This window comes from Stenotrophomonas sp. GD04024 (assembly GCF_029837545.1).
Classification (GTDB): domain Bacteria; phylum Pseudomonadota; class Gammaproteobacteria; order Xanthomonadales; family Xanthomonadaceae; genus Stenotrophomonas; species Stenotrophomonas forensis.
The window spans coordinates 1-5,475 of record NZ_JAOEDV010000137.1 but is presented as its reverse complement, the minus strand read 5'-3'; the positions used below and the strand labels follow the sequence as shown (position 1 = coordinate 5,475).

The 5,475-nt window shown below is 67.9% G+C and carries 5 protein-coding genes; 2 read left to right on the top strand and 3 right to left on the bottom strand.

The features are described from left to right. Window positions 1-34 precede the first annotated feature (34 nt). The 3 genes from N7590_RS21755 to N7590_RS21745 all read right to left on the bottom strand — a co-directional run bounded on the left by N7590_RS21755 (window position 35) and on the right by N7590_RS21745 (window position 2,435). Window positions 35-514, bottom strand: coding sequence for a hypothetical protein (locus N7590_RS21755; RefSeq protein WP_164242811.1), 480 nt, complete (start codon window positions 512-514; stop codon window positions 35-37). Between the two features lie 202 nt (window positions 515-716). Next, the gene (locus N7590_RS21750; RefSeq protein WP_164242810.1) at window positions 717-1,928 is read right to left on the bottom strand and encodes an FAD-dependent oxidoreductase; all 1,212 of its coding nucleotides are present in this window, start codon (window positions 1,926-1,928) and stop codon (window positions 717-719) included. Window positions 1,929-1,940: 12 nt separating this feature from the next. Next, window positions 1,941-2,435 carry a lipocalin family protein gene (locus tag N7590_RS21745; RefSeq protein ID WP_049457567.1) on the bottom strand — a complete coding sequence of 165 codons (495 nt, stop codon included), beginning with the start codon at window positions 2,433-2,435 and terminating at the stop codon, window positions 1,941-1,943. 182 nt (window positions 2,436-2,617) lie between these two features. On the opposite strand from N7590_RS21745, the gene N7590_RS21740 reads away from it, so the two are divergent. Both N7590_RS21740 and N7590_RS21735 read left to right on the top strand, forming a co-directional pair. Continuing rightward, complete coding sequence (locus N7590_RS21740; protein WP_006474562.1) at window positions 2,618-2,866, top strand: hypothetical protein; 249 nt, start codon at window positions 2,618-2,620, stop codon at window positions 2,864-2,866. A gap of 87 nt (window positions 2,867-2,953) precedes the next feature. Next, window positions 2,954-5,383: a DUF3772 domain-containing protein gene (locus N7590_RS21735; RefSeq protein WP_164242809.1), complete on the top strand. Its 2,430-nt coding sequence runs from the start codon at window positions 2,954-2,956 to the stop codon at window positions 5,381-5,383. The last annotated feature ends 92 nt before the right edge of the window (window positions 5,384-5,475 follow it).

The following is a 5,475-nucleotide window of genomic DNA, read 5'->3' as shown; positions in this document are numbered from 1 at the left end:
AGCCGAGCATGGGCTCGGCTCTAGAGGGTCGGCGTTACCAGCCGTACGGCGGCGGGTAATCCCAGCCCGGGCCGCGGCCGTAGTAGCCGCCATACGGGCCGAAGAAGCCCGGGCCCTTGCCTTCGCTCACGTGGATGTTGACGTTGACCCCGTGGGTCTTGCCTTCATCGGTGGTGTAGTTCTTGCTGAGGTTCAGCATGGCGGCGTTGTAGTGGCTGTTGCCGCCGTTCTTGGAATAGCCGATGCCGGTGGTGAAGCTGCCGGACACCTTGACCTTGTCGTCGGTCACGTCGGCGATCCTGGCGTCGTCGTGCACGCGCGGGCCGCTCTTGTCGCCGTAGTAGGTGCCGGGCGGGTCCTGCTGCAGGGCCGGGTCATTGAGGTAGCGCATCGGCGCCTGCGGCAGCGTCAGGTCCAGGCCGGCCGCCTGCGGCGCGGTGGCGCCGGCAGCGGACTGGGCCAGCACGGTTCCCGGCAGGGCCAGGCACAGCAGCAGGGTCAGGGGGCGGATCATGACGGCGCTCCAGCGGACAGGTGGCCACGCAACACGCGGCGGTACAGGCCGACGCTAGCAGGGGTTGCTTGAATGATGCCTGTCGGCGGCCGCTTGCGGTAGATCCGGGCCTGCTCGATTGCGGCCTCTGTAGAGTCGAGCCATGCTCGACTGCTCATGCCGACAGCAGTCGAGCAGGGCTCGACTCTACAAAAGGCGGGCGCTACGGCAACCGTTCAAAGCTGAACAGCCCTTCCAGCGCATGCCTGCGCCGCTCGATGCGGGCCCGCAGCAGCTGCGCGCCGATCATCGAGTAGGTGATGCCGTTGCCGCCGTAGGCCATGGCGAAATGAACCCGGGGCCCCCACTGCGCATGCGGGCCGAAGAACGGCAGGCCATCGGCCGTTTCAGCGAAGGTGCCGGCCCAGGAGAAGGCAGGCACCGGATCCAGCCGTGGGAACCAATGCCGCAGCTGTTTCATCAGTTTATCGGCCTTGCGCTCTACGCGCCGGTCGCGGCGGGCGGGGATGTCGATGGCATCATCCAGCCCGCCCACCAGCAGGCGGCGGTCGCCGGTGGCGCGCAGGTACAGGTAGGGGCGGGCGCTCTCCCACACCATGGTGTTGCGCAGCCGGCCCAGCACGTCGGCATCGATCGGATCGGTGATGAAGGCGTAGCTGCTGCGGTTGCGTGCGACCCGCTGTTCGAGCCAGCGCTGGTTGGCATAGCCCATGGCCAGCACCACGTGGCGGGCGTGGACAGTGGCGCCGGCCTCGGTCAGCGCACGCACGCCTCGCGGGCCCGGCGTGAGTGTGTGCAGCACGGTACGGTCATGCACGTGGCCGCCACGCCGGCGCACGCGCTGCAGCAGCGCATAGGTCAGCCGGTAAGGGTCGACCCGTGCCGCCTGGCGGGTCAGCAGCGCACCACCGGCGTCCACGTCGAAGCGTTCCCGCAGCGCCTCTGGGCCCAGCCAGCGCGCATCCAGGCCGATGCCCCGCCGCGCGGCACCCTCGGCCATCAGGCGTGGCACGTCGCGATGGCGGCTGGCCAGGTACAGGCTGTCCATGCGCTGGAAGTCCACGTCCTTCAGGCCGCGGGCCACCTCGCCCAGCGCCGGGATTGCCTCGGCACAGGCGAGGTAGGCCCGTGCGGCGGCGTCATGCCCGTAGCGTTCGGTCAGTTCCAGCAGGTGGGTATCGATCTCGTACTGCAGCAGCGCGGTGCTGGCGGCGGTGCTGCCCCAGCCGATGTCGCGCTGCTCGATCACTGCAACGTCATGCCCGTGATGGGACAGCTCGTCGGCGATCAGCGCGCCGGTGATGCCGCCGCCGACCACCAGCACGTCGCAGCGCAGGTCCTGCTGCAACGGCGGGAAGGCGTGGATCAGGCCGTTGCGTACCGCCCACCACGGGTAGCCACTCTTCAGGTCCATGCGCGGCGAAGCTCAGGCAGTGGGGTGGCCGGTGTGCGGGGTCTGGATCAGTTCGGACAGATCGAAGCCCTGCAGGCGAGCCGCCGCCAGATAATGGTCCTGCACGGTCGCGTCCAGCCGCGGCTCGCGCGCCAGCAGCCACAGGTACTTGCGGTCCGGGCTGCCGACCAGCGACACGCTGTAGTCCGGGGCGATCTGGATCACCCAGTAGTCGCCCTTGGCGAACGGCAGCCAGCGCAGGCCCTTGGGCAGGAAGCTCACTTCCAGGCGCGCGCTGTCGTTGTCGACGGCACAGGCCTCGCCACTGGCCTCCTCGATCTCGCCGTCCATGCGGCAGCGGTTGGTGACGCCGACGTTACCGTTGTCGAGCAGGGTGTAGTGCGCCGACACGTCGGTGCAGCCTTCCGGCTCGTGGCGCATCGGCAGGCGCGCGATCTCGTACCAGGTGCCCAGGTAGCGGGGCAGCTTGAGGTCGGCGACGGTCTTCAGCGGTGGGTGGTCGGTCATCGGCGGTGGTGGCAGGGGTGGGCCTCCACGATGCCGATGGCCTTGCCATGGGCGGGTGAAGCCGGGGCGATGGCCGTGTCCAGAACGTTCCGTCGCCCCGGCGGAGTGCGCGTTGTCATCGGCGTGGCGGTATCCTGCCGCCAGCGCCGTGTTTTCCTGATCCAACCGAGGTGGAGGTGCCGATGTACCAGGTGATCCTGTTGAAGAGTGAATCCGCGTTCGCGCGCGAACAGTGGCCACAGGTCGATGACCTGGTCGACTACGAAGGCGTGAGCTACAGCCTGCGCGCCGGCCCGCGCCAGCCGTTGCCGACCGACCACGACTGGCACCCGGTGGCGGTGTATGCGCCCGACGAGATCACCGAGGAAGAGTTCCAGGACTGGTACGCGCTGCAGCAGCCCACGGTGGAAGAGCTGCGCCTGAAGTACTGACGCTCGACGCTGCCGGGGCTGCCCACCCGCCCTTTATCGGCGGTGCCGTATAGTCGCGCGCAGGCGCGGTGGTCCGCGCGAACCGGTGTGGCTGGCGTGTCTTCTTTCCTGCGATCGATCCGTGCACGGGGCCCGTGGCTGGCCCTGCTGCTGTGCAGCGTCTTCCTGCTGTCCGCGCCGGTGCTGGCGCAGGACGAGGACCCCACGCCGAAACAGCAGCTGGCGGATATCGATGCGAAGCTGAAGGAAGTCGACCGCAAGCGTGGTGATGCTGCGGCCATCGAAACATTGGCCATGTTGTCCGAGGACGCTTCGAAAGCGCGACGTGACGCCGAGGCGCTGGAGAAGTCGCTGCAGCCGCAGCTGGACCGCCTCGACGAACAGCTGGCGCAGCTGGGCACGCCTGCCGAGGGCGCCACCGAGCCGCCCGAACTGGCGGCGCAACGGCGCACCCTCAACAAGCAGCGCGACGGACTGGCCGCATCGGTGGCGCAGGCGAAGACCAATGCCGTGCGCGCCCAGCAGCTGGCAACCGACATCGACCAGCAGCGCGCCGCGCAACGCACCGAGGAGCTGGGGCAGAAGGTCGCCTCACCGCTGTCGCCTGCGCTGTGGAGCAAGGTGGCCGAGCGCCTGCCGATCGATATCGCACGGGTTGCGCCGTTGGCCGAGCAGGGACGCGATGCGTTCGTCGCCGGTATCCGCGCCAATGGTTGGGGCACGCCGTTGCTGGGCCTGGTGGCCGCGCTGGTGATGATGTTCCCGCTGCGGTTGTGGCTACGCCGCCTGGGGCGGCAGTTCGCTGCGTCCGACCGTGCACCCGATGGCCGCCTGCGCCGTTCCGGGCTGGCCATGTGGCTGTTGCTGGTGGGCACGCTGCTGTCCGGCTATGCGGTAGTGGTGTTCATCGCCTCGCTCAACGCCATCGGTGCGATTGCGCCGCGCCTGCAGAACGTGGCCGACGGCGTGCAGCAGGCCACCTTCGCCGCCGCGTTCATCGCTGCGCTCAGTGCCTGCCTGCTGGTGCCGTCGCGGCCCTCGTGGCGGCTGCTGAACCTGGATGACACCGCTGCGCTGAAGCTGCGCAAGTACGCCTGGGGCGCGGCCGCGCTGGCCTGGCTGAGCACGGTGCTGGTCGCCATCGACCGGGCCACGCGCACCAGCGATGTCACCACGGTGGCGCTGGACGGTGTGATCGCGCTGACCTACCTGGGCCTGATCATGGCCATGCTGGTGACGCTGGCACGCCTGCATCGGCGGCAGACCGCCGAGGCCGAAGCCAAACTGGAAGCGCAGGCCGAAGGTGTGGGCGCGAGCACGCCGGTGCGGCGCAGCAGCTGGCTGGTGCTGGCACGCGTGGCAGGCAACATCGCGGTGGTGGCGGCCATCATCGCCACGTTGCTGGGCTATCTGAATTTCGCCAAGTTCGTGAACCAACAGCTGATCGGCGGCAGCATCGTGGTGCTGGCGGCGACGCTGCTGTTCAAGTTCGTTGATGACCTGAGCACCTGGATGCTCAATGCCGACAGCAAGGTCGGCCAGACCATCCTGCTCAGCACCGGCCTGAGCGTGTCGCGGCTTGAGCAGGCCGGCGTGCTGCTGTCGGCGGCGCTGCGCACGATTGTCGTGCTGCTGGCATTGCTGGCGCTGGTGGCGCCGTTCGGAAACATCGGCGCGGTGGTGGAGCGCTTCTCCTCGCTGTTCACCTCAGGATTCGACGTCGGTGGAACCAAGCTGGAACCAGTGCGGATCGTGCTGGCGGTGCTGGTGCTGCTGGCCGGCCTGGCAATCACCCAGCTGGTGCAGCGCTGGCTGACCGACACCTACCTGCCCAAGACCGAGTTGGACCTGGGCGCACGCAACTCGGTCAGTACCGTCGCCCGTTACGTGGGCATCATCATCGCGGTGATCTGGGCGCTGTCGGCCATGGGCCTCCAGCTGAGCAAGCTGGCGTTGCTGGTCAGCGCGCTGTCGGTAGGTATCGGCTTCGGCCTGCAGGTGATCACACAGAACTTCGTGTCCGGCCTGATCCTGCTGGCCGAGCGCCCGGTGAAGATCGGCGACTGGGTGAAGCTGGGTGACCAGGAAGGCGACATCCGCCGCATCAGCCTGCGCTCGACCGAAATCCAGGTGGGCGACAAGTCGACGTTGATCGTGCCCAACTCCGAGCTGGTCACCAAGACCGTGCGCAACATGACGATGGGCAACAACCAGGGCCGCATCCAGATCCAGTTCGCGGTGCCGCCCAGCACCGATGTCGGCAATCTGCGCCAGGCGCTGCTGGATGCGTACACCGCGCATACCAACGTGCTGAAGCAGCCGGCGCCGACGGTCTACATCGACAGCATTGCCGGTGGCCAGATCACGATGAACAGTTTCGCCTACGTGGCCAGTCCGCGGCAGGTCTACGCGACGCGCAGCGATCTGTATTTCAGCCTGCTGCAGATCCTGGCGGAGCGGAATATTCCGTTGTCGACCCCGACCGATATCCACATCACCCGCGATCCGCAGGAGTAGGGGGTTCTTTGCAGGGCTGCGCCCTGCACCCGCTACAGGCCAGAGCAAACGCAACAGCAACAGCAACAGCGTGCATTCCGTGGGATGGCGGG